Source organism: Rufibacter sp. JT3400010, assembly GCF_054956755.1.
Genome location: NZ_JBUDXA010000008.1, coordinates 16,744 through 38,536, shown reverse-complemented (window position 1 = coordinate 38,536; position 21,793 = coordinate 16,744). Strand labels below are relative to the sequence as shown.

Genomic DNA, 21,793 nt, shown 5'->3' with positions numbered 1-21,793 from the left:
ACACGGCCTGCCGCAAGCAGGGACCGTTTAAGCAGTAATGGCCTGCGCTCACTATGAAACAGACAGCGGTCACCAGGTGGTACTGAAATGAAGTTCCGCATGTCTGAGCGTCAGCGAGTTCGGAGCTTCTTGATTCTTTTGGTTAGGTTGAGCATCAAGGAGAAAAGTGACAAACCTCCAAACGGAGGAACAAGTGCCGGAAGCAATGTAAGAAGGTGGTGGGAGGTAAATGCTCATATACAAATGGGTAAGCAGTCATGGTTGTTGGTGAGAACACCAACAACGGCAAATAACGCGAGAAAGAAAGTCACGGAAGTAACTTCCGCGCCATAGTGGGTCAAAATGCAAACTTGAGGCTGACGTCTCACTGAAGTTGCAAACTTCAGACCATGGTAGGTCCAAGTTGAAAACTTGAACCAGAAAAAGGGAGATCGGAAAGAGAAGGAGAAGAGTAAACAGGCGAACGAAGCCGCAAACCACCATTTCAAACGTTTTCAACCGCTTTACCAGAAAATACCCCAGAAACACTATCTTTGCTCTTCCATTGACAGCACCGGCAGTTTTGGGTACCTCCGCAAATAAAAAGAACATCGTCATTTTCGCTTCCGGCTCCGGGAGCAATGCCCAGCGGCTGCTGGAGCAGTTTGAGCACCATCCGCAGATTCAGGTGGTGGTCCTTTTCTCCAACAACCCCGAGGCCTTTGCCTTGCAGCGGGCCCAGAACTATGGCGTACCTACCGCCGTCTTTGACCGAGCCGCGTTACGCGCCGGAGACGTACAGGCACAGGTACAAGCCTACAACCCAGACCTGATTGTGCTGGCCGGCTTTCTCTGGCTGTTGCCCGCCGCGTTTGTGCAGGCATTTCCCAACAAAATCATCAACATTCACCCCTCGTTGCTGCCCAAGTTTGGCGGCAAAGGCATGCACGGCCAGCACGTGCACCAGGCGGTGATTGACGCCAAAGAAGCCCAGACCGGCATCACCATCCATTACGTGAACGAGCATTATGACGAGGGGGCGCCCATTTACCAGGAGTTCTGCGCCGTACACCCAGATGACACCTGCGAGACGCTGGCCGCGCGCGTCCTTACCCTGGAGCACCGGCACCTGCCCCGCATAGTAGAGGAATTGCTCACTTCTGGCCAAAACAGCCCCCAAACGCCCGCCGCCTAACCCTGACCAAAGATGAAGCGACTGACACGGCCCTTTCTTCTGCCCTTGCGGCAATTCACGTGTCACCTGCGGGCTTTTTTTAGGCTGCTAAACGCTTTCAAGCTTTCAAAAATCAACTATGCAAACGCTCTGCCTAGAAAAAGGTCAGACAGTTTTGTTATGCCCATGCCTTTACGGGCACAATTACCCTTTCCAATCTAACCTACACTTTTCGCTACTTATATGAATTCCGTTAAAATCAAATCTGCCCTTATCTCGGTGTACTACAAAGACGGCCTGGAGCCGTTGGTGCGCGAGTTGCAGAAACAAGGTGTCACTTTTTACTCTACCGGCGGTACCCAGACGTTTCTGGAAGGCCTGGGGGCCGAAGTGGTGGCTGTGGACAGCGTGACTGACTACCCGTCCATCTTCGGAGGACGCGTGAAAACCCTGCATCCTAAAATCTTCGGGGGAATCCTGCACCGTCGTGGTCACGAAACCGACCAGCAGGAAGTAGAGCAGTTCCAGATTCCGGCCCTGGATTTGGTGATTGTAGACCTTTACCCGTTTGAGGAAACCGTTGCTTCCGGCGCGGCCGAAGAAGACGTAATTGAGAAAATTGACATCGGTGGTATTTCCCTTATCCGCGCCGCGGCGAAAAACTTCCAGGATGTGCTGATTGTGTCTTCTCGCGAGCAATACGGCGAGGTGGTAGAGTTGCTGCAAACCAAAGAAGGCAGCACAGAGTTAGCCGACCGCAAGCGTTTCGCCGCCAAGGCATTTGATATTTCCTCGCACTATGACACCCACATCTTTAACTACCTGAGCCAGGAGCAGGAGTTGGCCCCTGCGTTCAAGCAGAGCCAGCGTCAAAGCCAAACCTTGCGCTACGGCGAGAACCCCCACCAAAAAGGCATCTTCTACGGTGATTTAGAGGCTCTTTTTGACAAACTGAACGGAAAAGAGCTGTCGTACAACAACCTGGTAGACGTAGACGCCGCCGTGTTGCTCATGGCCGAGTTCGCCGACCAGCCGGCTGTGGCTATCTTAAAACACACCAACGCCTGCGGCGTGGCCGTCGCCGATTCTCTGCACCAAGCCTACGTGAATGCGCTAGCCTGTGACCCGGTCTCGGCGTTTGGAGGCGTGATCATCGTGAACAAAACCGTAGATCTGGCTACCGCCGAGGAACTGAACAAACTGTTCTTTGAAGTTCTCATTGCGCCGGAGTTTGACGCTGATGCTCTGGAGCTGTTAAGATCCAAGAAAAACCGCATTCTGCTGCGCCAAAAACCGGTACAATTGCCTTCTAAACTGTTTAAAACGTTGCTTAACGGCGTGATTGAGCAGGACAAAGACTTGGCCGTTGAAACCGCTGCTGATTTTAAAACCGTTACCCAGCGGTGGCCGTCAGCAGAAGAGGTGCAGGGGCTGGAGTTCGCCCTCAAGGTTTGCAAGCATACCAAATCCAATACCATTGTGCTAGCCAAAGGAAATCAATTGCTAGCTAGCGGGGTGGGGCAAACCTCCCGCGTAGATGCGCTGCGCCAGGCCATTGAGAAAGCCAGAGGCTTCGGGTTTGAGTTGGAAGGTGCCGTGATGGCCTCAGATGCGTTCTTCCCGTTCCCAGACTGCGTAGAGATTGCCGCCGAAGCCGGAATCACGGCAGTGGTGCAGCCGGGCGGTTCCATCAAAGACAAAGACTCCATTGATGCCTGCGACGCCCGCAACATGGCCATGGTCATGACCGGTGTGCGTCACTTCAAACACTAATCTTCTCCATTTTTATCAAAACAAAGCCCGGCTGTTCCCAGAGCAGCCGGGCTTTGTTTTTAAAGTATTTTTCTGAAAATAGTGCTAAAACAGAATCTGAGAAGGCTGAATTTGAAAAACATTGGGCTCTTTGCCCGAGAAAGCCATTCACCAAGTTTCAGCTTCAATCTTTCCTTTGGTACATCGGTTCTGGAGAGAAGGGAGTATAAGGACAGCCGAGGCAATAGACTAAATTGCGCTGTTTTGGAGTTCTCTTGTAGAAAATTGTCTTAAAACAGAACTGCCTCCTTCTCAAGCGTAATTATTAGCGGGAAATACGTAATTTTGCGCCATTATAGTACCTTGTAGAGAAAATAGATTTCATATATAGCATTCTAACTGTGAATGCACCACCGACAAATAATGGGATTATTTAATTTTTTCACTTCTGATATAGCGATTGATTTGGGTACGGCCAATACCCTCATCATTCACAACGATAAAATTGTAGTTGACGAACCTTCTATCATTGCCCTGGACCGCAGAACTAACAAAGTTCTGGCTGTAGGGCGGGAGGCAATGCAGATGCACGAGAAAACCCACGAGAACATCAAAACCGTTCGTCCCTTGAAAGACGGCGTGATTGCTGACTTTACGGCCGCCGAGATGATGATCAGGGGCATGATCAAGATGATTGACAAAGGCAAGAAACGCTTGTTTCAGCCTTCGTACCGCATGGTGATCTGCATACCATCTGGGATTACCGAAGTAGAAAAACGTGCCGTGAAAGACTCTGCGGAGCACGCCGATGCCCGCGAGGTCTGGATGATCCAGGAACCTATGGCGGCCGCCATAGGGATTGGCATTGACGTGGAGCAGCCCGTGGGCACCATGGTGGTGGACATAGGAGGCGGTACCACCGAGATTGCCGTGATCGCATTGTCTGGGATTGTGTGCGACCAGTCCATCCGGGTAGCGGGTGACGTGTTCAACAAAGACATTCTGGATCACATGCGCCGCCAGCACAACCTGTTAATTGGCGAGCGTTCCGCGGAGCGAATCAAGATTGAGGTAGGCGCGGTACTGACCGAACTGGACAACCCGCCCGCTGACTTTGAGATTAGAGGTCGTGACTTGATGACGGGTATTCCGAAGGTAATTAAAGTGACCTACCAGGAAATCGCCATTGCACTGGATAAATCGGTGTCTAAGATTGAAGAGGCTGTTCTCAAAGCGCTGGAGATTGCGCCACCAGAACTTTCTGCGGATATTTATGACAACGGGATTCACCTCATTGGCGGGGGCGCTTTGCTGAGAGGCCTGGACAAACGTCTGGCCGCTAAAACCAAATTGCCTATCCATATTGCGGAAGATCCGTTGAGAGCGGTGGTGCGGGGTACCGGCGCGGCCGTGAAAAACATAGAGGGTTTCCGCAACGTGCTGTTGAGCTAAGCACACGCGCCCATGCGGAAATTATTTATTTTCATCTTCCGGATAAGGGCTTTTCTGGTGTTCCTGCTGTTAGAGGGCGTTTCCTTGTACCTGCTGTATAGGAGCAACACCTATCATAGCGCGGCTTTCTACCAGTCGTCTAACTATTATGTGGGGCGGGTGCTGGAGATCCAGAGCCAGGTGGCTGATTATTTTCGGTTAACGGAGGTCAATCAGAATCTGGCTCTGGAAAATGCCAGGCTACGAGGCGTACTCACGCAGATACAGGAACAGCAACTGAACGACAGCCTGGGCACCGTCAAGGATTCCCTTTTCGCCAGCATTGCCTCGACTGACCCTACGGACACCCTGTTAGCTCCTCTTGATTCTTTGGGGCCGATGGTCTTTACCTATCGTCCGGCTCGGGTTACGAGTAATTCTGTGCGCGGTTTGAACAACCACCTGGCCCTGAATGTGGGGTCAGATGCCGGTATTCAGGCCGGAATGGGTGTTTTAACGGCTAATGGGGTAGTGGGAAGAGTGAAAGCGGTTTCCAAGCATTATGCCACCGTAACCTCGTTGCTACATTCCCAGACGTTGATTTCCGTGAAACTGCGCCGAAACAAAAGCCTGGGCTCTATCAGGTGGGATACGGAAAACCCCGAGACGGCCAGCCTGCACTACATTCCGTTGAGCGAGAAAATTTTCAAAGGCGATTCGGTGGTGACCTCGGGCGCGGGAGGGATTTATCCGCCGGGTATTTTGGTGGGGCGAGTGATCAGTGTGCGCAAGGAACTGGACAAAAGCTTCTACACCATTCTGGTGCGGCTGAGCGTGGACTTCGAGAAATTGTCTTACGTGTACGTGGTAGAAAACAAACGCAAGCCCGAGCTGGACAGCTTGCTGCTTAGATCAGGCATAACCGAAGGGAATGAATAGTTTCAGGTTCATACATGTAGTGCAGTTTGTGGTTTTGATGAGCCTGCAAGTGTTGCTCATGCGCAACTTGGTGCTGTTTGAAACCGGGTTCTGCTTTGTGTACATCGGGTTTATTCTGTTTTTGCCCATAGAAATAGACAAAGTGCTGCTGTTGGTGCTAGGCTTCATCTGCGGGTTTACCATTGACCTTTTCTATGACACCTCTGGGGTGCATGCCGCCGCTACGGTGCTCATGGCCTATCTGCGACCGTCTATGCTCAAATTGATTACCCCGCGCGACGGCTATGAGGTCTCAGACCATGCCAGTTTGCCGTCTATGGGCTGGCGCTGGTTTCTCACGTATGGGCTGGCCCTTATCTTTGTGCACCATTTTACGCTGTTTTTTCTGGAGCTCAACGGATTTAAACTGATTGGTTTTACGTTAGCCAAGATAGTCGCCAGTAGCCTGTTCACCGGAACCGTGCTGGTGATTTTTCAAATGTTATTTTTTGAGCGAAGGGCAAGAGGTTTTAGATGAAGTACTTAGAAGGCCGCAAATACGTCATTCAAGCAATTTTCATAGCGATAGGGGCGGTTTATCTTATCAAACTTTTCTACATACAGGTACTGGATGACAGCTACAAAACCGCCGCCGAGAGCAATGCCATGCGCCGGGTGGTGCAGTATCCGTTCCGGGGATTGGTATATGACCGCCATGGTACGCTGCTGGTAGAAAATACTCCCGTTTATGATTTAATGGTAGTGCCCAAAGAGGCCCGCGCCATTGATACCCTTAAATTCTGCCAGTTGGTAGGCATGACGTTGCCGGAGTACCGGGAGAAAATCACGGCCGCCAAGAAGTATTCCTATGTGAAGCCATCGCCGTTTCTGCAGCGCCTCACTAACGCAGAGTTCGCGGCTATTCAAGACAACCTGGTAGATTTCCCGGGGTTCTACATCAATGCCCGTACCGTCAGAAGTTATCCGCATTCCAGCCTGGCCCACGCCTTGGGCTATATCGGCGAAATCAGCCCCCGGCAGTTAGAGGATAGTTCGTACCATGGTTACCGCCAGGGCGATTACCTGGGCATTAGCGGGATTGAGCGCGAGTATGAAAAATACCTGATGGGCAAGCGCGGGGTGAAATACACGATGGTGAACGTGCGCGGTATTGAGAAAGGCTCTTTCAAGAACGGTGCCTATGACACACTCTCAGAGGCTGGCCAGAACCTGGTGACCACCATTGATCTGAAACTACAGGCCTACGCCGAGAAACTCATGTCTGGCGGGAAAGTAGGCAGTATTGTGGCCATTGAACCCCAAACCGGTGAAATCCTGTCTTTGGTATCGGCCCCATATTTTGACCCTTCTATGTTGACGGGGAAAGAACTGGGTAACAACTACATGAAATTACTGCGGGACCCTACCAAGCCGCTGTTCAACCGTCCGCTCATGGCTACGTACCCGCCGGGTTCCATCTTCAAACTAGCCCAAGCCTTGATTGCCATGCAGGAAGGCGTGCTCACCCCAGAGACCGGCTACCCGTGTAACTGGTCACTGGTGAAATGTTCGCACCGGCATCAGTATCCAGCTAATCTGAACATCGCCATAGAGAACTCCTGCAACCCTTACTTTTACCAGGTATTCCGGTCGGTAGTGAACCGGGGCCGGTCCCGCAATGTGTACGAAGACGCCCGCCAAGGGCTGGACAACTGGAACAAGCACATCAAGACCTTCGGGTTTGCCAGCAGTTTAGGCATAGATTTACCCGGCGAGAAAAAAGGAATGATGCCTAATGCCAAGTTCTATGACCGCATCTACAAACGGGATGGCTGGAAGTACCCTACCATTTACTCAGTGAGTATAGGCCAGGGCGAAACGGGTGTAACGCCGCTGCAAATGGCGAACTTTGCCGCTACCATTGCCAACCGGGGCTTTTATTACAAACCACACATTGTGCGATCAGTAGGTGAAAAGGGCAAACCGTTGCCGGAATATCTGGTGAAGAATTATACCTCCGTAGATCCCAGGTATTTCCCGCCGGTAATTGAAGGCATGCAGTTGGTGGTAGACAAGGGAACCGGCAGAAACGCCAGCCTGAAACATATTGGTGTGGTGCTGTGCGGCAAAACCGGTACGGTGCAGAACCCCCACGGCAAAGACCACTCGGTGTTCATTGCCTTTGCCCCTAAAGATGATCCTAAGATTGCCATTGCTGTGTACGTGGAGAATGCCGGTGGGGGCGCAATTGCCGCTGCGCCCATGGCCAGTCTCATGATTGAAAAGTACCTCACAGACACCATCAAGACGAGTTATCGCAAACGTTGGGAGAATGACATGATCAACGGTGGTTTCTACAAATGGACGGATTAGCGAAACAGAAATGCGGACTTCCTATAAAATAGCCAACAACATAGACTGGGTCACCATTGGGCTGTACCTGCTCATGGTTATGCTGGGCTGGATGAACATCTACGCGGCCGTCTATAACCCTGAGCATGTCACCAGCATCTTTGACTTCACCCTGAACTCTGGGAAGCAGTTGGCCTGGATCGGGACTTCCCTGATCATCATCATCATGCTCTTTGCCATTGACTACAAAGCCTATGACTCGCTGGCCTATGGTATTTACTGGTTTGTGATTCTGATTCTGCTGGGTACCCTGCTCCTGGCTTCGCCGATTAAAGGTTCCCGTTCCTGGCTCGTAATTACAGAATCCGTCCGGTTACAGCCCGCCGAGTTTGCCAAGTTTGCCACGGCATTGGCGGTTTCCAGGTTCATGAGCAGCATTAACCTGCGGCAACAGAACTGGAAAGACCACGCTAAACTGGCGGGCCTTGCCATGTTGCCGCCCATCATTATCATTCTCCAGAACGAAACTGGTTCTGCACTGGTGTTCGCGGCCTTCACGCTGGCGTTCTTTAGAGAAGGAATGTCACCGTTGATTCTGATCATTGGCGCGGTAGCAGTATTTGTCTTCGTGCTCACGCTATTGATTCCGCAATGGTACCTGGCTGGTATTGTGACCGTTTTGATGGGAGCTTACCTCTGGCTCAACTTTCACCGGATTAAGCGTTACTTGCCCACGTACATCGGCGTTTGGGTTGTGGTGCTGGCAACGGTCTTCAGCGTAACCTACTTTATTGATAACGTATTGCAGGAGCACCAGCAGAACCGGATTAAAGTGTTGGTAGACCCTGAGGTAGACCCTTTGGGCGTAGGCTGGAACGTGACGCAGTCCAAGATAGCCATCGGTTCGGGCGGCTTCTTCGGGAAAGGATTTCTGGAAGGCACCCAGACCAAATTTGACTTCGTACCAGAACAAAGCACCGACTTTATTTTCTGTACCGTAGGCGAAGAACACGGCTGGCTGGGTAGTTTGGTCATCATCGCCTTATTCATGGGTTTGCTCACGCGTATCATCTACGTGGCCGAGCGGCAACGTTCTGTCTTTGGCCGCACCTACGGCTACTGCGTGGCTTCCATCATCTTCTTCCACTTTCTGGTGAACGTGGGTATGACCATAGGACTGGCCCCGGTAGTAGGTATTCCGCTGCCGTTCTTCAGCTACGGCGGGTCTTCGCTCTGGTCTTTCACCATTCTCCTCTTCATTCTGCTCGCCATTGATGCCCACCGTAAACTAGATTTAGGTCGAGGGTAGAATGCGTATCAGGTAGCACGTATCAAGTAGCAAGACATTCTCTGTTTTGGGGTTATTTTTGGCAAAACAGGCTTTAAAACGCAAAGTCTTACGAGTGTCTACAGGCATTCTTGAAAGTCACGTAAGTAAATCCGCACCATAGTTGTCAGCACCTGATTAAGGCGCGAGTTTCCAAACTTGTGCCTTAGGATGATGCGAGTCTCCAGAATCACCGGGAACCACAAACAAATAGTGCTGTGCGTAGAGTTAGCGTCAGCGCTCTACGCACCAACGGACAGCCAATCTCCTGATTGGCGTTACGGACAGGTTCCCCAGACACTATGCCAAGTCTTGTAAGAGAACAAAAAGCATTTTCAACAAAGCTATAAACTAAAAGCGCCTGTCTCTTTTACAGAGACGGGCGCTTTTAGTGTGTTTTGCCAAAAGTAGGCAGAAAGCTTACGCGAATTTGCGATCAATCAGCTTGGTGAGTTTTTGCACGTGCTCTTCTTTGCGGCTCCAGTTGTATTTGCTGCCCACTTCCTGCACCAGGTACTGCTTGGCCTGGTCGGGGTTCTGGTACTCGTCCAGGTTTTTGATGACCGCGTGGTAGGCCATGTTGTCGCCCTCAAACAGCTCATTGATGAACGAGAAGCGTTGGTTAATGGAGATCGCCTCTTTGAGAGAGCCTATTTTCTGGTCTTGCTGCCGATCGGCCATGGAGACAGCCACAGGTTGCCGCAAGCGTTCGTTGAGCGTGGGGCGTTGCTCGGCCTGGAAACGTTCGTTCAGTTTAGGCTCGGCGTGCAGCGTGGGCCGGAAGCTGGGCTGCGGGGTCGCCACGTGCGTACTAACCGCCGGCGTAGGGGCAGGAGCCGGAGCAGCCACGGTTGGAAACAGATCTTCTACCCTGAGGGGCTGTAACTCATTGAATCTACCCACTAACTCATCTACTGACATCCGCTCGGCTTCGTGTTCGGCCAGGAAGCGGTTCAGTCTGGGAATGACCTGGTGGCGGTCAAACGTACCGTTGGCCAGGGTGTCCAGAAACTGGCGGTACACGTCTTTGTCAATGTCCTGGTACTTGAGGCTTTCCTGCAGCTTGGTCACCGAAAGGTCGTCCAGACGCATGAATTTCTCTTCAAACACGGCTACCGGCTCCAATACGGTACGCAGCGTGTCTTGAATGGCCTTCAGCAACAGGGGTTCAAAGTGCGGACGTTTGATGGATATCTTGCGCGAAAGCACGTTCATGAACTGCACCAGCGCATCTTTCACCTCGGGATGTTCAAAATCAAAGTACGGGCTGCGCAGGTTGGCCATCTCATGGTTCCAAAGCGTGAGCAGCTCCCTGATCATGTACAGGTTCACCTGCTTGACAGGGGTAAAGGAAATCAGCTGTTGGGCGGTAACGTTCTCATGATGAGCAAAATGTTCATCGCTGAGGCGCTGGGCAAGGCTCTGGCTGTACTGGGCCAGACGTATTTGATTATATTTGTCTTTCATTGGAGGAAGCATACGCTCGTAAATATAGCGAAATATGGCCGAATTAACGGTTCAAAATCTAGGCGGAGTTGTGGTGAACGTAGCCCCGGGGCAAACGGTTCTGGCCGCCCTGCAAGCCGCCCGCATTGACTGGATGCACGCCTGCGGCGGAAAAGGACGCTGTACTTCCTGCCGCATGGTGGTGCTCACCGGAGCCGAAAACCTGGCCCCAGATACGGCCCCCGAAACGCGTTTCCGCAACAACGGTCGCCTGCGCCCCAACGAGCGCCTCACCTGCCAAGCCCAACTCACCGGCCCCGTCACCTGCCGCGTTCCCCAACAAACGAAACTCCCGCATCTTTCTTATAATGAATGAGTGAGAGATGGATGTAATGTGAAGATTTGGTGATGTGGAAATTTGAAGATGTTAGATCCATTTCCAACTCTTCACATCAGCACATCTCCAAATCAACCAATTCTCTCATTCAATCCATCTCTCACTCATTCAATTCTAATAACTGTGTGGAAAAATTGTGCATTAGGGAAGGGGAGAGGGCTAGTACCTTCGCATAAGTTAACGTGGAAACGCCTCATCCTCTGGAAGAGATAGCACATTAGCACCTTAAGAAATTAGCACATTAAGTTAAGTTATGTTCATAGAACCCCGGGTAGGAAACCGCCAGCAAGGGCAGCGGAGAGGTTGGATAGAAGTGATTTGCGGGTCTATGTTCTCGGGGAAAACCGAAGAGTTAATTCGGCGGCTCAACCGTGCCAAAATAGCCAAACAGTGTGTCGAGATTTTCAAACCGGCCATTGATACCCGCTACCATGACGTAGACGTGGTTTCCCATAATTCTACCAGCATTCGTTCCACGCCCATCCAGTTTGCCAATGACATGCTCCTGCTGGGCAGCGGCTGTGATGTGCTGGGCGTAGACGAAGCCCAGTTTTTTGACGAGGCCATCACTGAGGTTTGTGTGCATCTAGCTAATTCCGGCGTGCGCGTGATTGTAGCCGGACTAGACATGGACTACCTGGGCAAACCCTTCGGCCCCATGCCTGCCTTGATGGGCGTAGCCGAATACGTGACCAAAGTACACGCCATCTGCGTGCAGTGCGGCGACATCGCCTCCTATTCCTTCCGCAAAGCCGCCTCTCAAGAGAAAGTCCTCCTAGGCGAAACTGATTCCTACGAAGCCCGCTGCCGCCACTGCTTCCAGGAAGGCCTGAAAGGAAAGTTCTAAAGAGAGTCCTGAGTCTATAGTTCTGAGTCCTGAGTCAGGTAATGACTGTTTTAACCCTTAATTCTGAGAAACAGGGCTAAAACGGTTTTCCGTTTTACCAGAAGACAATCCTTTCTGGCATTGGCAGCAATGCGGCACCTGATTTACGGTACCTGATTTTGTAGGGCAATCCCTTGTGGTTGCCCTTTCCCATTTTTAGGCTATTTTTCAGAGATTTGTACGGACAGGTCGCGACCTGTCCTACTACGCCAGGAAACATTCTTAGGCTAGCTAATAGAGGCAACCACAAGAGATTGCCCCTATTAGCTTATTTATTTCTCGCCAGTTTTCCTTAAAACATCCCCCAAACACCCAATCAATATTCCCTTCCTGAAAAGCAGCTGAAATCTTGTTCCTTTTGAATAAGCCCTGACAAATTATTACATTTAGTAATCCAATCTAACAAACAACCGCTTACATCATGAAAAAGAGGTTTCTAGCCGTATTGGCTCTTTGCTGCGCAAGTAGCTTGGGAGCCATGGCCCAGACCCAAACGCCCCTTTGGCTCAATACCCCCGCCATTTCGCCAGACGGGCAAACCATTGTCTTCAGTTACAAGGGAGATTTGTACAAAGTAGCTTCGGTGGGCGGAAACGCTACGCCGCTCACCATGCACGAAGGCTATGAATACATGCCCGTGTGGTCGCCGGACGGAAAATCCATTGCCTACGCCTCTGACCGCTACGGCAACTTTGACGTGTTTGTCATGCCCGCACAGGGCGGCGAGTCCAAACGCCTCACGTTTCATTCTTCCGCAGATTTGCCTTCAGACTTCACCCCAGACGGCAAGAGCGTAATTTTTACTTCGGCCAGGGTAGACGCGGCGTCCAACGCCATGTTCCCGTCAGGGGCCTTTTCTGAGTTGTACAGCGTGTCTTTGGGCGGTGGCCGAAATGCCATGGTGTTGACGACGCCCGCTGAAGCCGCCAAATACAATGCTTCTGGCGAGGTGCTGCTTTACCAGGACAAGAAAAGCCTGGAAAACAACTTCCGCAAACACCAGACCTCTTCCTCTGCCCGTGATCTTTGGAGCTATAACACCAAAACCAAGCAGCACACCAAACTCACCGACAATGTGGGTGAAGACCGTCAGCCGGTTTTCGGGCCCAACGGGCAGGACGTGTATTATCTGAGTGAGCAACCCAACGGCACGTTCAACGTGCGCAAGATGAGTCTGCAAAACCCGAAGCAGAGCACGGCGGTCACTACGTTTACCAAGCACCCGGTCCGCAACCTGAGCGGTTCCAAAGACGGCGTGCTCTCCTTTACGTACAACGGCGACATCTATACGCTGAAACCAGGTGCGCAGCCGCAGAAAGTAGCCATCCAACTTTATTCAGACATCCGCTCTAACCCAGAGACGGTGTTGCCCATCTCCGGCGGCATGACAGAGATGGAGGTATCGCCCAATGGTAAAGAAGTGGTGTTTGTGAACCGAGGAGAAGTGTTTGTTTCCTCCGTAGAAGGCGGCATTACGCGCCGGATCACCAATACGCCGGAGCAGGAACGGAGCGTTAGTTTCTCGCCAGACGGGCGCAAGATTCTGTACGCCAGCGAGCGCGATGGAAGCTGGAACATCTATGAAACCAGTCTGGTGCGGAGCGCCGAGCCTTATTTCTACGCTTCCACGGTTTTGAAAGAAGAGCCGGTTATTGCTACTGCGGCAGAGGAATTCCAGCCCGCGTATTCGCCAGACGGCAAAGAAGTAGCCTATCTGGAAGAACGTGTCCAGCTCAAAGTGGTGAACAAAGCCAGTAAACAGGTGCGCACCATTCTTGGCAACGCCAACAACTACTCGTACTCAGACGGAGACCAGTATTTTGAGTGGTCGCCAGACGGAAAGTGGTTTTTGGTGCAGTATAACCAACCCAAGCAGTGGTTGAGTGAAGTAGGCCTGATCTCGGCCAGCGGCAAAGGCGAAATCATCAATCTGACCCAGAGTGGTTACTATGAGAACAGCCCGCAGTGGATGATGGGCGGCAAGATGATCACCTATTACTCTAACCGTGAAGGCTTGCGCGGCAACGGTAACAACTCCGGCACCGGTGATATCTATGCGCTTTTCACCACCCAAGATGGCTTTGACCGCTTCAAACTGAGCAAAGAAGATTTCACGCTGCTGGAAGACTTGGAAAAACGCGAAACCGAAGCCGCCGCCCAAACCGAAAAGTCCGAACCGAAAGCCAAAGGCAAAAAGGGCGAAAAGTCTAAAACTGCTGCTCCGGCGGGTATGGCCCTAGAACTGGACAATCTGCCCCAGCGCAAAGCCCGCCTTACCGCTACCTCCTCCGATTTGGCAGATGCCGTGGTAACTGCTAAAGGCGACCGCATGTTCTATCTGAGCCGCTTCGAGAAAGGCTACGACCTGTGGGTAACTAACCTGCGCGACAATGACACCAAACTACTGGCCAAACTGGGTGCCCGTGGCGGTGACATGGTCATGAGCAAAGACGGCAAAAACCTGTTTGTCTTAACCGAAGGCAAAATTCTGAAGGTAGATACTGAAAACGGCAAGCAGGAAACTCTACGCGTGAACGGCGAGATGAACCTGAATGCCGCCGCCGAGCGCGCCTACATGTATGACCACGTGATAAGGGAACTGGAGAAGAAGTTCTACGTGAATGAACTGCACGGCGTAGACTGGAAAGCCAATGCTGAAAACTACCGTCAGTTCCTGCCGCACATCGCCAATAACTATGATTTCTCTGATCTGTTGAGCGAGTTGCTGGGTGAACTGAATGCCTCCCATACCGGCGGACGTTACAGCCACCGTTCGGCCAACCCAGATGCCACTGCTTCTCTGGGTCTGTTCTATGACGAGCAATACACCGGCCGTGGGCTCAAAGTGAAAGAGGTTATCAATCTGAGTCCGTTTGACCGGGCCAGTTCTAAAGTGAAACCAGGCATTGTCATCGAGAAAATTGACGGCCAGGCCATTGAAGACAACACCGATGTAGACCAGCTCCTGAACCGCAAATCGGGCAAGTACACGTTGGTGTCTTTGTATAATGAGAAAACGAAGCAGCGCTGGGAAGAGACCGTGAAGCCAATTTCCGGTACCGAGTTGAGCGAGTTGCTGTACCAGCGCTGGGTAGACAACCGCCGCAAAGAAGTAGACCGCTTGTCGGGTGGACGTTTAGGTTACGTGCACATCAGAGGCATGAACGATGCCAGTTACCGCACCGTGTATGAAGAGGCTTTGGGTAAAAACGCCACCAAAGAAGCCTTGGTAGTAGACACCCGCTCCAACGGCGGCGGAAACCTGCACGACGACCTCATCAGCTTCCTGAACACCAAACGCTACGCTGAGTTTATTCCTCGCGGCCAGCACCTCTCAGACGAGCCCCGCAACAAATGGACAAAACCATCTATTGTGGTCATGAACGAGAGCAACTACTCAGACGCGCATATCTTCCCGGTACTCTACAAAGAACTGGGCATAGGCAAAACCGTGGGTATGCCCGTGGCCGGAACCGGTACCTTTGTGTGGTGGGAAACCCTGATTGACCCCACCATGGTCTTCGGGATTCCGCAGGTAGGTTACCGCACTCTGGGCGGCGGCAAGTTTCTGGAGAATTCGCAACTAGAGCCAGATTACCTGGTAGCCAATGACCCCGCCGTAGTTTCCCAAGGCCGTGACCAGCAGTTGGAGAAAGCCGTGGAAGTGCTGTTGCAAGAGTTGCCTAAGAAGTAACATTTCAAAGCATATGATTAAAAGAAGCCCCGCCTTATAAGTGGGGCTTCTTTGTTTTTAGTGTACTTTGGCTAAAACAGGTTATAAACACTACCGCGAAAGATGAAGACCGAAAAAGAGAAAATGCTCTCTGGTGAGCTATACAATGCCTTGGACAAGCAACTTTCAGAAGAAAGAATCCAAACCAGATTATACCTCAAAGAATTGAATGAGTCGCGGGAAGACCAGCCAGAGGAGAGAGCCCGATTGCTGAAGGCCTTGCTTCCAAACGCAGGCGAAGACCTTTGGATACAGCCTCCATTTTACTGCGACTACGGGACAAACATTACGCTAGGCGATAAGGTGTTTTTTAACTTTGACTGTGTGGTACTGGATGTGATGCAGGTAACCATAGGAAGCAGAACGCTGATAGGGCCAAACGTGCAGATTTATACCGCCATGCACCCCATGAACCATAAAGAAAGAGCCTCAGGCGTGGAGTTTGCCAGACCCATTACCATCGGGGAAGATGTTTGGTTGGGCGGCAGTGTAGTCGTTTGCCCCGGAGTGACCATAGGCGATAGAAGCGTTATTGGAGCCGGAAGCGTGGTCACCAAAGACATACCGTCCTATGTGTTTGCTGTCGGAAATCCTTGCCGGGTAATCCGTTCTCTGGATCAGGAGGAAGAAACAATTTGAGAATGGGTGTTGAGCGTAGCTAATCAGGCAGCAGACGCGTGTTTAAAAAGCGGAGAGTTTGTCTTTAAAGGTCGGGCTCTCGACTTTTAAGCTTATTTTCCTAAATACAGGTAAAAAACGCAAGGCCGTTTTTACGTATAGCCTGTACCACCAATTTGTAGGTCCATGGCTACGGTAATTAATAACATCACGGTATTTGGCGAAGAAATCATTGACCAAAGCGCTATTGACCAGCTCAAACGCTGCGTGAGCGAAGAAGACATTGGGGTGCTCACCGCCGATGCCCACTACGGCTACGCGCACCCCATCGGCGGAGCCGTAGCCTACAAAAACAAAGTGTCGCTTTCTGGGGTGGGTTTTGACATTGGCTGCGGAAACAAAGCCGTACGCACCAACGTCATGGCGGCCGATGTAAACATAGCCCGCGTGATGGATGAAATAGTCAGCACCATCGGGTTTGGGGTGGGAAGACCTAACCCCAAGCGCATTGACCATCTGGTACTGGAGCATATCAAGAAGGCCGAATTCAAGCCGCAGCGGGAATTACGCAAAGTAGCCACCGAGCAATTGGGCACCGTGGGCAGCGGCAACCATTTCATTGATTTGTTTGAAGACGAAAAAGGCTATCTCTGGGTGGGCGTGCATTTCGGGTCAAGGGGGTTTGGGCACAAGACGGCCTCGGGGTTTATTGCGCTGTCACAGGGGCTGAGCTTTTTTGACAAAGCCAAAGAAGGCTCCATGGATGCACCCCCCATTTTGTTCGACATTCATTCAGAGTTGGGGCAAGACTACATTGCGGCCATGGCCCTGGCGGGCGAATACGCCTATGCGGGCCGCGATGTGGTGGTAGAACAGGTATTAAAGATTTTGGGAGCCCAGAGTACCGAGGTCATTCACAACCACCACAACTTCGCGTGGTTTGAGAAACACCAGGGCGAAGAATACTGGGTGGTTCGAAAGGGCTGTACCCCCGCGTTCCCCGGCCAGAAAGGGTTCATTGGCGCGAACATGTTTGATAATTCCGTCATTATTGAAGGCGTAGAAAGCGAGTTAGCCGTGCGCGGACTTTATTCAACGGTACACGGCGCAGGCCGCCTGCTCAGCCGCCGGGCCGCGGCAGGTAAAACCAAATGGATAAAGGACAAAAGAGGGGTGAAACGCAAAACCGTGGTTTCACCGGGCTTAGTAGATTTTGAGGCCGTACAGCAGCGCATGAAAGCCCACCACATAGAACTCCGTGGCGCCGGTGCAGATGAAGCCCCCGAAGCTTATAAGAAACTGGAAGACGTTTTGAAGCACCAGGGAAATACCATCAAAATTCTGCACACCCTCAGACCTTTAGGAGTAGCCATGGCCGGAGAAGATGTCTATGACCCTTATAAGGATTAGTAACCACCCCCAGCCCCTCCTAAATTAGGAGGGGAGCTTTTGCTCTTGCGGTGTTTTTGCGCTGCTTTTCCGAAAAGGAGGGCAAAAGCGTAACCCACCCCTACCCATACCAGGAAGGGAATTCTCCCATAAGCCACTCTCTAGCCAATTACCTCCAAACCACCTTACTTCTGTCCGTCCTCAGGACGATAAAGGCATTGCAGCGGAAAAAGCAGCAACCCGTCTCCTGCGCCTTCCCAAGCGGAGGGCCGCCTGCGTAGCCCGAAGCGGAGGGAAGCGCACGCAGCAGCGGTTCAAACAGCAATGCCGTAAGCTCCCTATGAAACAAAAGGCTTTTACCAGGTGGTACCTTACTGAAGCTCCGCTTGTCTGAGCGGCAGCGAGTTCGGAGCTTCTTGATTCTTTTGGTTACTTTTCTCATCAAGGAGAAAAGTGACAAACGCCAGCAGAGCGAGTGTTGAGTCCAGAGTTCTGAGTCAGGAAGTAGGAAGTAATCCACCCTCCAGTTTCGCCAATCAGGAGATTGGCTATCCACCAAATGCGGAGAGCGCTGCCGCTAACTCTACACACAGCGAAAGTTTACTGATAAAAGAAGATGGATATTCCCTTCACCTCCCTTACCCCATAGGCACAAACGGCAATTTAGCACTATCCACAAACCCTACATTCCGGGTAACCGGCAGACACTCTGGGTAATTCTTCTGAATAAAACCCACCAGTTTCTCCCGGACAAAACAGCGCAAATCGAAGGAAGCAGAAGAATCTGCGGCACTGACCAAGATCCGAAGTTCTAGGGTTCTCTCCTTAGATTCTGTGACTTGTAAGATTCCTACGCGTCCGTCCCACAGATGCGTTTCCTTCAGCACGCGCGCAAGTTCCTGGCGCAAAGCCTCAATGGGAGCGGTGTAGTCCAGGTACAGGAAAACGGTTCCCAGAAGTTCGGAGTTGGTGCGGGTCCAGTTCTGGAAGGGCTTCTCAATAAAGTAGTTGATGGGCAGCACCAGGCGGCGCTGGTCCCAGATACGCAACACTACATAGGTGAGCGTGATTTCCTCTACCCGGCCCCACTCGTTCTCCACCACCAGCACGTCATCAATGCGCAGGGGTTGGGTGAACGCAATCTGAAAACCAGCCAACAAATTACCCAGGGAGCGCTGCGCGGCAAAACCCAGGATGATACCCGCAATACCCGCCGAAGTCACCAAACCTGTTCCTATTCTCCGTACAGTGGGAAAACTCATGAGAATGAGGCAGACAGCAAAGAAGATAATGAGTATGACAGCAATGCGCCGGATAAACTGAAGCTGCGTGAACAGTTTCCGTTCCCTAATGTTGTCTGCTTTGTCTAATTGGTGTTTCTTCCTGACCTGGTATTGTACCACATTCACCCAGCCAATCAGAAACCAGGCAAAGGCACACGTTAGTAGAATCTCTAACACCCGCCTCGCTACTTCCCTTGGTTCTGGAGCCAGCGGAATAACCGGGAGGGAGGTGGAAAGAAGCAGGAGTGGCAGAAAGTAAGAGAGCGGTTTGCTGAGTTTGACCAAAATAGCCTCTACCCAAGAGTGCGGAAACCAATGCTGATACGCCGCTAACACTTTGAAAAGAAGCCATTTGATAAGTATGCCTCCTACCAAGGCCCCTATAACCACACCGGCACTTTGCAGGAACTGAGGAAGATGATCCAGGGCGAAATGTCTGATCTGTTCTAGCATTCCTTTTCTAATTCTAAGCAAAAACAAGTTCATACATACCCCAGAGGCGCTGAAAGGTTGTCTGACTTCTGCGCTGCCTATCTGCAACGTAGTGCCCGTTCTCCTGGAATTTCAACTAAGTTTTAACCTATGGGCTGCCAAATGAGTAAATATAAAAGCGGTTGCCCGGCAGAATCTACCAATAGGCTACTGTCTACAAGAAAAGACGAGAGAACCTATCTCTCATTTGCGGGCACATCGCTATTTCCTACCAAATACTATACTATGCCTAAAACAATCATCATCTCCAACCGGCTTCCCATTAAAGTTCAACGCACCGAAGGCGGATTAACATATGAAACCAGTGAAGGAGGTCTGGCAACGGGTTTAGGGTCTATTTATAAAACCGGTGACAATATCTGGATTGGATGGCCCGGCACCTTTTTCACTGATGCGTCTGAGGAGGAGCAGGTCATCAAAGATTTGTCTGAGCAGAGCATGCAACCCGTTTTCCTGACGGAGAGCGAAATCCGGGATTTTTACGAGGGGTTCAGCAATGAAACGCTGTGGCCTTCTTTTCACTACTTCAGCCAGTACGCCGTCTACGACGATACCTTCTGGGAGGCGTACCAACAAGTGAATCAGAAATTCTGCCGCGCCGTGATGGAGCATGCCCAACCCGGCGACACCATTTGGGTGCATGACTACCAACTGCTTCTGCTGCCCGCTTTGATCAGGGAGAAGTTACCGGAGAGCACCATCGGGTTTTTCCAGCACATCCCGTTTCCGTCTTTTGAAGTGTTCCGGCTGTTGCCCTGGCGCGAGCAGATTTTGAAAGGCATGTTGGGTGCTGACCTAATAGGCTTCCATACCTATGACGATGCGCGGCACTTCCTCAGTTCGGTGAGCCGAATTGTAGGCTGGAGCATCACGCAAGGCCTTATTGACAACGGTAACCGCCAGATCATGGTAGATGCCTTCCCCATGGGCATTGACTATAAGAAATATGCTTCACTGGCGGCATCAGAAGAGATGAAAGAAAAACTGGTGGAGTACCGCGAGGCCTTGCACGACCAGAAAGTGATGCTGTCCATTGACCGGCTGGATTACTCCAAAGGCATTCCGCAGCGCCTCAGAGCCTTTGAATTACTATTGCAGGAGCATGCCGAGTTCCGGGAGAAAATAACGTTGTTTATGTTGGTGGTACCGTCCCGCGACCAGGTAGAACAATACCGGGAGTTAAAGGAAACCATAGACGAACTGGTGGGCCGCATCAATAGTTCATACCGTACCATCACCTGGAACCCTATCCAATACTTCTACCGCTCATTCCCTTTAGAGGAACTATCGGCGTTGTATTCCCTGGCCGACATTGCGCTGGTAACGCCCATGCGAGACGGCATGAACCTGGTCTGCAAAGAATTTGTAGCCAGTAAGTTGGACCAGAGCGGTGTCCTCATTCTTAGTGAAATGGCCGGTGCCGCCAAGGAACTGTCAGATGCCATCCTCATTAACCCCAATGATCTGGGCGCCATGGTACGGGCCATGCAGGAAGCCATGGTGATGCCAGAAGGGGAGCAGAAACTAAGGATGCAGCACATGCAGGAAATCTTGCAACGCTATGACATCCACCACTGGGTGAGTATTTTCATGAACCGGTTAGACTACATCAAACTGAAGCAGATGAGCCTGGCCACTCAATACCTTTCTGAAGAAGAACGAGAAGAACTTCTGGAGGCATACACCAAAGCAGACCAACGCATCCTATTCCTGGATTATGATGGTACGCTCACTTCTTTCACCAACAACCCCAAGCACGCCAGCCCAGATGAAGAGTTGCTGCAGGTCTTAAGCTGCCTGGCGCAGGAAGATAATAACAAAGTGGTCATCATCAGTGGCCGCGACCGCGCTACGTTGGAAGAATGGCTGGGCCATCTGGACGTGGATATCATTGCTGAGCACGGGGTTTGGGGCAAGGAACAAGGCCAGGAATGGCAAATGCTGCACCACCTCACCAGCGACTGGAAAGCGGAAATAAGACCAATTCTGGATCTTTTAGTAAGCCGAACCCCTGGCTCTTTCATAGAGGAAAAAGATTTCTCCCTGGTGTGGCATTACCGGAAAGTAGATCCAGGCCTGGGCGAGTTGCGTGCCCGGGAACTGAGCAACCACTTGCAGTACCTGGCCTCTAACATTAACCTGCAGGTAATGGAGGGCAACAAAGTCTTAGAGATCAAAAACGTAGAGGTGAACAAAGGGCTGGCCGCCTTGAACTGGCTCGCTGAGCATCCGCATGATTTCCTGTTGGGCATAGGCGATGACCGAACTGATGAAGACATGTTCAAGATAATGCCCAAGGAAGCCTACACCATCAAAGTAGGAAGCAAACGTTCCTTGGCCCGTTTCAACGTGGACAATACCAAAGAAGTACGTTTGCTGTTGCAGGCCATGTGTGCTGAACAGTAAAAATTACTAAAGCCCGTTTCGGTCCTGTTTGAAGGAAAACAGGCCCGAAACGGGTTTGATTGATTTTTGCGTTCATCCACCAGAAAGAACATGGTTCAAGTTTTCAACTTGGACCTACCATGACCGGAAGTTTGCAACTTCCGTGAAGCGAAAGCTTCAAACTGACTTTTGCTGATTTCATGCTTCTTGAGGTGCGTTTTGCTAAGGCTC

General features: G+C 51.4%; 15 protein-coding genes. 13 read left to right on the top strand and 2 right to left on the bottom strand.

Going from position 1 to position 21,793, the window contains the following annotated elements; genetic code table 11:
* Positions 1-562 precede the first annotated feature (562 nt).
* The 7 genes from purN (at position 563) to rodA (ending at position 8,915) form a co-directional block, all read left to right on the top strand.
* The gene (gene purN / locus ACY0JR_RS10110) at positions 563-1,174 is read left to right on the top strand and encodes a phosphoribosylglycinamide formyltransferase (RefSeq protein WP_462633928.1); all 612 of its coding nucleotides are present in this window, start codon (positions 563-565) and stop codon (positions 1,172-1,174) included.
* 222 nt (positions 1,175-1,396) lie between these two features.
* Positions 1,397-2,926 carry a bifunctional phosphoribosylaminoimidazolecarboxamide formyltransferase/IMP cyclohydrolase gene (purH, locus tag ACY0JR_RS10105; RefSeq protein ID WP_462633926.1) on the top strand — a complete coding sequence of 510 codons (1,530 nt, stop codon included), beginning with the start codon at positions 1,397-1,399 and terminating at the stop codon, positions 2,924-2,926.
* A gap of 402 nt (positions 2,927-3,328) precedes the next feature.
* Positions 3,329-4,357 carry a rod shape-determining protein gene (locus ACY0JR_RS10100; RefSeq protein ID WP_062542777.1) on the top strand — a complete coding sequence of 343 codons (1,029 nt, stop codon included), beginning with the start codon at positions 3,329-3,331 and terminating at the stop codon, positions 4,355-4,357.
* Between the two features lie 12 nt (positions 4,358-4,369).
* A complete protein-coding gene (gene mreC, locus ACY0JR_RS10095) occupies positions 4,370-5,275 on the top strand; it encodes a rod shape-determining protein MreC (RefSeq protein ID WP_462633924.1) in 906 nt (301 codons plus the stop codon).
* Positions 5,268-5,792, top strand: a complete 525-nt coding sequence (locus tag ACY0JR_RS10090) for a hypothetical protein (protein ID WP_462633923.1) — start codon at positions 5,268-5,270, stop codon at positions 5,790-5,792. Before mreC ends, ACY0JR_RS10090 begins: the two co-directional genes overlap by 8 nt.
* Positions 5,789-7,627: a penicillin-binding protein 2 gene (gene mrdA, locus ACY0JR_RS10085; protein WP_462633922.1), complete on the top strand. Its 1,839-nt coding sequence runs from the start codon at positions 5,789-5,791 to the stop codon at positions 7,625-7,627. Before ACY0JR_RS10090 ends, mrdA begins: the two co-directional genes overlap by 4 nt.
* Positions 7,628-7,637: 10 nt before the next feature.
* Entirely contained in the window at positions 7,638-8,915 is a 1,278-nt protein-coding gene (gene rodA, locus ACY0JR_RS10080) for a rod shape-determining protein RodA (RefSeq protein WP_462633921.1), read from the top strand.
* Positions 8,916-9,353: 438 nt separating this feature from the next.
* Here rodA and ACY0JR_RS10075 read toward each other — a convergent pair whose 3' ends face one another.
* Positions 9,354-10,400 carry a hypothetical protein gene (locus ACY0JR_RS10075; protein WP_462633920.1) on the bottom strand — a complete coding sequence of 349 codons (1,047 nt, stop codon included), beginning with the start codon at positions 10,398-10,400 and terminating at the stop codon, positions 9,354-9,356.
* Between the two features lie 34 nt (positions 10,401-10,434).
* Between ACY0JR_RS10075 and ACY0JR_RS10070 the strand changes: the two genes are divergently transcribed.
* From ACY0JR_RS10070 to ACY0JR_RS10050, 5 genes are all read left to right on the top strand, one after another.
* Positions 10,435-10,755 (top strand): 2Fe-2S iron-sulfur cluster-binding protein, encoded by a 321-nt coding sequence (locus tag ACY0JR_RS10070; RefSeq protein WP_462633919.1) that lies wholly within the window; start codon positions 10,435-10,437, stop codon positions 10,753-10,755.
* Positions 10,756-11,029: 274 nt separating this feature from the next.
* The gene (locus tag ACY0JR_RS10065; protein ID WP_462633918.1) at positions 11,030-11,623 is read left to right on the top strand and encodes a thymidine kinase; all 594 of its coding nucleotides are present in this window, start codon (positions 11,030-11,032) and stop codon (positions 11,621-11,623) included.
* A gap of 460 nt (positions 11,624-12,083) precedes the next feature.
* Positions 12,084-15,356, top strand: a complete 3,273-nt coding sequence (locus ACY0JR_RS10060; protein WP_462633917.1) for a S41 family peptidase — start codon at positions 12,084-12,086, stop codon at positions 15,354-15,356.
* A gap of 102 nt (positions 15,357-15,458) precedes the next feature.
* A complete protein-coding gene (locus ACY0JR_RS10055; protein ID WP_462633916.1) occupies positions 15,459-16,034 on the top strand; it encodes a sugar O-acetyltransferase in 576 nt (191 codons plus the stop codon).
* A 165-nt stretch (positions 16,035-16,199) separates the two neighbouring features.
* Positions 16,200-17,423: an RtcB family protein gene (locus ACY0JR_RS10050; RefSeq protein WP_462633914.1), complete on the top strand. Its 1,224-nt coding sequence runs from the start codon at positions 16,200-16,202 to the stop codon at positions 17,421-17,423.
* Positions 17,424-18,040: 617 nt separating this feature from the next.
* On the opposite strand, the gene ACY0JR_RS10045 is transcribed toward ACY0JR_RS10050, so the two are convergent.
* Positions 18,041-19,138, bottom strand: coding sequence for a mechanosensitive ion channel family protein (locus ACY0JR_RS10045; RefSeq protein WP_462633912.1), 1,098 nt, complete (start codon positions 19,136-19,138; stop codon positions 18,041-18,043).
* A 264-nt stretch (positions 19,139-19,402) separates the two neighbouring features.
* Between ACY0JR_RS10045 and ACY0JR_RS10040 the strand changes: the two genes are divergently transcribed.
* Positions 19,403-21,583 (top strand): bifunctional alpha,alpha-trehalose-phosphate synthase (UDP-forming)/trehalose-phosphatase, encoded by a 2,181-nt coding sequence (locus ACY0JR_RS10040; protein ID WP_462633911.1) that lies wholly within the window; start codon positions 19,403-19,405, stop codon positions 21,581-21,583.
* Positions 21,584-21,793 lie beyond the last annotated feature (210 nt).

Bases quoted from the DNA above. Each gene is read 5' to 3' on its own strand.
- purH (WP_462633926.1), top strand. From the start codon at position 1,397: ATGAATTCCGTTAAAATCAAATCTGCCCTTATCTCGGTGTACTACAAA.
- ACY0JR_RS10100 (WP_062542777.1), top strand. From the start codon at position 3,329: ATGGGATTATTTAATTTTTTCACTTCTGATATAGCGATTGATTTGGGT.
- mreC (WP_462633924.1), top strand. From the start codon at position 4,370: ATGCGGAAATTATTTATTTTCATCTTCCGGATAAGGGCTTTTCTGGTG.
- ACY0JR_RS10090 (WP_462633923.1), top strand. From the start codon at position 5,268: ATGAATAGTTTCAGGTTCATACATGTAGTGCAGTTTGTGGTTTTGATG.
- mrdA (WP_462633922.1), top strand. From the start codon at position 5,789: ATGAAGTACTTAGAAGGCCGCAAATACGTCATTCAAGCAATTTTCATA.
- rodA (WP_462633921.1), top strand. From the start codon at position 7,638: ATGCGGACTTCCTATAAAATAGCCAACAACATAGACTGGGTCACCATT.
- ACY0JR_RS10075 (WP_462633920.1), bottom strand. From the start codon at position 10,400: ATGAAAGACAAATATAATCAAATACGTCTGGCCCAGTACAGCCAGAGC.
- ACY0JR_RS10070 (WP_462633919.1), top strand. From the start codon at position 10,435: ATGGCCGAATTAACGGTTCAAAATCTAGGCGGAGTTGTGGTGAACGTA.
- ACY0JR_RS10065 (WP_462633918.1), top strand. From the start codon at position 11,030: ATGTTCATAGAACCCCGGGTAGGAAACCGCCAGCAAGGGCAGCGGAGA.
- ACY0JR_RS10060 (WP_462633917.1), top strand. From the start codon at position 12,084: ATGAAAAAGAGGTTTCTAGCCGTATTGGCTCTTTGCTGCGCAAGTAGC.
- ACY0JR_RS10055 (WP_462633916.1), top strand. From the start codon at position 15,459: ATGAAGACCGAAAAAGAGAAAATGCTCTCTGGTGAGCTATACAATGCC.
- ACY0JR_RS10050 (WP_462633914.1), top strand. From the start codon at position 16,200: ATGGCTACGGTAATTAATAACATCACGGTATTTGGCGAAGAAATCATT.
- ACY0JR_RS10045 (WP_462633912.1), bottom strand. From the start codon at position 19,138: ATGCTAGAACAGATCAGACATTTCGCCCTGGATCATCTTCCTCAGTTC.
- ACY0JR_RS10040 (WP_462633911.1), top strand. From the start codon at position 19,403: ATGCCTAAAACAATCATCATCTCCAACCGGCTTCCCATTAAAGTTCAA.